Consider the following 4,077-nt stretch of genomic DNA (forward strand, 5'->3'; position numbering starts at 1 on the left):
GACGACAACGACGCGAGGCGCCGCCTGGCGCCGGCAGACCCTGGACGAACTTCCGGCGCCGACCACTAAGTCAGATGATTGACAGCGAGCTCGTGGAGGGCCGATAGCCCATGTGTGCTCACCGAAGAGAGCGTGGGACACCAGGTAGCGGGTCCGGCTCGCCGGTCGCTCTGCTCGCCGACCCGGTGGATGTCGGTCTTGACCCCCGCCGGCTCAACCTGTTGACCGAACGCGTCCGGATTGAGGTCGAAGACGGGCCGTTACCGTCGGCGCAGATCGCACTGGCTCGGGCCGGTCGCCTGGTGCTGTTCGAGACCTACGGGGACGCGACGCCGCAGACCCGCTATGTCCTGCAGTCGGCGAGCCGCCCGATCGTCGCCTCGATCGTCTGGAAGCTGATGGGAGAAGGACTTCTCGCCGTGAGCGAGCGGGTCGCGGACATCGTTCCCGAATTCGGGACGAACGGTAAAGACGTCGTGACGGTGGAACAGGTGCTGACCCACACCGCCGGGTTCCCCCTTGCGCCACTGGGATGGCCCCAGATGCTCGACCGCGGTCAACGGCTCGCCGCCATGTCGAAGTGGCGGCTGACGTTCGAGCCGGGCAGTCGTTTGGAATTCCACCTGACGTCGGCGGCGTGGGTGATCGCGGAGATCGTCGAACGGCGAACCGGCTCCACCTTGGCGCAGTACCTACGGGAAGAAATCGCCGAGCCGCTAGGGCTGTCGCTGGAACTCGGGGTACCCCAGGAGCGCCACGCCGGCGACGTCGCCCCCTTCGTCAGCATCGATCCCGAAGACTCGGCCGCGACCGTCGACCCGTGGGGTCCCTGGTACCCGTCGAAGCCCGAGATCCTGGCCGCCGGCGAGCCGAGTCACTCGCTGGTCGGGACGGCGCGCGACGTCGCGTTGCACTACCAGTCCCTGGTCCATTCCGGACGGTGGACACCGACGGCCGTCGCGGACGGGATCCGCCCTCGGTTGACGACGCACCCGCAGGGCTACAGCGCCCAGCCGAACCCCCTGACTATGGGCCTGTTCGTGGTCGTCGCCGGAACACTGCCCGGCGCCTACCTTCCGGCCACTGGTTCCGCCGAGACATTCGGGCATGGCGGTGCGCCCTGCCAGGTGTCGTTCATGGACCCGGTCACCCAGGTCTCCTTTGCCTTCCTGACGAACGGTTACCCACTCTCCGGATACGACGAGTCGCCCCGCGGGGTGGCTCGCCGGACGAACATCGCCAACCTGGCCGCCGACGTCCTTGCGGACGGAGTATGACGGCGGCGAGCCAGTTCGATCACGGCACGGGCCGCAGGACATCGGGAACTGGAGCGATCCCGTTTCTGCGGGCAGCGGACCTGAGGTTCACTGCCCACCGAAACGGGAAGCCGCTCCACTGGTCAGGCGAGAGCCGCAAGGGCCTCGTTGAAACTCTTCGACGGACGCATGACAGCCGCGGCCATGGAGGCGTCGGGCTGGTAATAACCCCCGATGTCGGTCGGCGAGCCCTGGACCGCGATCAGCTCGTCGACGATGGTCTGCTCCTGCTCGGCGAGCGTCTTGGCCAGGCCTGCGAACGCCGCCGCAAGATCGGCGTCGTCGGTCTGCGTGGCCAGCTCCTGCGCCCAGTAAAACGCCAGGTAGAAGTGGCTGCCGCGGTTGTCGAGGCCGCCCAGGCGGCGGCTGGGTGACTTGTCCTCGTTGAGGAAGGTGGCAGTCGCGCGGTCGAGGGTGTCGGCGAGCACCTGAGCGCCGGCGTTACCCGTCGTCTGGGCGAGGTGCTCGAAGCTGACCGCCAGCGCGAGGAACTCACCCAGGCTGTCCCAGCGCAGGTAGTTCTCCTTGAGGAGCTGCTGGACGTGCTTGGGTGCGGAGCCGCCGGCACCGGTCTCGAACAGGCCGCCGCCGTTCATGAGCGGGACGACCGAGAGCATCTTGGCGCTCGTACCGAGCTCCAGGATCGGGAACAGGTCGGTCAGGTAGTCGCGCAGTACGTTGCCGGTGACCGAGATCGTGTTCTCGCCGCGGCGGATCCGCTCCAGGGAGAACGCGATCGCGTCGACCGGCGCCATGATCTCGATCTGCAGTCCCTGGGTGTCGTGCCCGGGTAGGTATGCCCGGACTTTCTCGATCACCTTCGCGTCGTGCGCACGGTTCTCGTCGAGCCAGAACACCGCCGGGTCGCCGGCCGCGCGGGCGCGGGTGACGGCGAGCTTCACCCAGTCCCTGATCGGCGCATCCTTGGCCTGGCATACGCGGAAGATGTCGCCGGCGGCGACCACCTGCTCCAGGACCACGTCGCCGGCCTCGTCGACGACCCGCACCGTGCCCGTGGTGGGGATCTCGAAGGTCTTGTCGTGGCTGCCGTACTCCTCGGCCTGCTGCGCCATCAGACCGACGTTGGACACCGAGCCCATCGTCGCGGGGTCGAAGGCCCCGTTCGCCCGACAGTCGTCGAGGACGACCTGGTAGATGCCGGCGTAGCTGCTGTCGGGGAGAACCGCGAGGGTATCGGCCTCCTGGCCGTCCGGCCCCCACATGCGACCAGAGGTGCGGATCATGGCCGGCATGGAGGCGTCGACGATGACATCGCTGGGCACGTGCAGGTTGGTGATGCCGCGGTCGGAGTCGACCATCGCCAGAGCGGGCCCGGCAGTCAGCTCGGCGGAGAACGAGGCATTGATCTCCGCACCTTCGGGCAGCTGTTCCAGGCCCTTGAGGATGGCACCGAGCCCGTCGTTCGGGCTCAGGCCTGCCGCGGCGAGCGTCGCACCGTACGCGGCGAACGTCGCCGGGAAGAAGGCCCGCACCACGTGACCGAAGATGATCGGGTCGGAGACCTTCATCATCGTCGCCTTCAGGTGCACCGAGAACAGCACACCCTCGGCCTTGGCTCGGGCGATCTGTGCCGCCAGGAACTCATACAGCGCGGCCACGCGCATCACCGACGCGTCCACGACCTCGCCCGCCAGCACCGGCACGGACGCACCCAGGACGGTGGTGCTGCCGTCCTCACCCGCCAGTTCGATGCGCAGCGAGCCGTCCCGGGTGATGACCGTGGACCGCTCGGTGGAGCGGAAATCGTCCGCGTCCATGGTGGCGACGTTCGTCTTCGAGTCGGACCGCCACGCGCCCATCCGGTGCGGATGGGTCCTGGCGTAGTTCTTCACCGATGCAGGGGCACGGCGATCGGAGTTGCCCTCGCGTAGCACCGGGTTGACCGCACTGCCCTTGACCTTGTCGTAACGGACGCGGATCTCCCGCTCCTCGTCGGTCTTCGGATCGTCGGGGTAGTCCGGCAGCGCGTAGCCATGCTGCTGCAGCTCGGCGATCGCCGCCTTCAGCTGCGGAAGCGACGCCGAGACGTTCGGCAGTTTGATGATGTTCGCCCCGGGCGTCCTGGCCAGCTCGCCGAGCTCGGTGAGCGCGTCAGAGATGCGCTGAGCCTCCCCGAGATACTCGGGGAAACTGGCGATGATCCGCCCCGCCAGGGAGATGTCACGGCTTTCGACACTGACACCGGCCGCCTGGGCGTACGCCTGGACCACCGGCAGGAACGCGTACGTGGCCAGGGCCGGGGCTTCGTCAGTGTGTGTGTAGATGATGGTCGAATCAGTCACCGATACTCCGCTTCACGTATACTTTGCCTCGATCTCAAGGTATATCCTGATCATCCCACCCCTGCCTTGATCACGAAGGCGGGTGTGCGCTCATCGTCATCGACGGGCGGGCTGGCAGCGGCGGTGGAACACCGCACCAAACCGAGGGGCAGACGCATCCGACCCTCTCATTCGGCGGCTTCGGTGGCGGTCATGGTGCCGCAGGCACCGGCTCGGGCCGCGCGAAGCATGCCGACGGCGTCAGCGTCTTGGGCCAGTGGTAGCCATAAGCGCGCCGGGCAAGGCCGCGGAGATAAGAGCGCCCGACAATAGGGGAGTGGATCAAGGAGCGGGGCTGAGGTACGTGCATCGCGAGGTGCGAGGAGGGAGGCACCGGAGGTGTCGGGTGCCGACCGACGGAGCCGGGGTACCCGTGCATCGCGCAGCGATGGACGGGTAGCGATGACGCGAGGTGCGCG

Annotated in this window: 2 protein-coding genes; one reads left to right on the forward strand and one right to left on the reverse strand. The window is 67.7% G+C overall.

Features of this window, described 5'->3' with window-relative positions:
* The first annotated feature begins 110 nt into the window (after positions 1-110).
* Complete coding sequence (locus U9978_RS17550) at positions 111-1,277, forward strand: serine hydrolase domain-containing protein (RefSeq protein ID WP_322762225.1); 1,167 nt, start codon at positions 111-113, stop codon at positions 1,275-1,277.
* Positions 1,278-1,399: 122 nt separating this feature from the next.
* On the opposite strand, the gene U9978_RS17555 is transcribed toward U9978_RS17550, so the two are convergent.
* Positions 1,400-3,619, reverse strand: a complete 2,220-nt coding sequence (locus U9978_RS17555; protein ID WP_322762226.1) for an NADP-dependent isocitrate dehydrogenase — start codon at positions 3,617-3,619, stop codon at positions 1,400-1,402.
* Positions 3,620-4,077: the final 458 nt, after the last annotated feature.

The organism is Protofrankia sp. Cr2 (assembly GCF_963555885.1).
GTDB lineage: Bacteria > Actinomycetota > Actinomycetes > Frankiales > Frankiaceae > Protofrankia.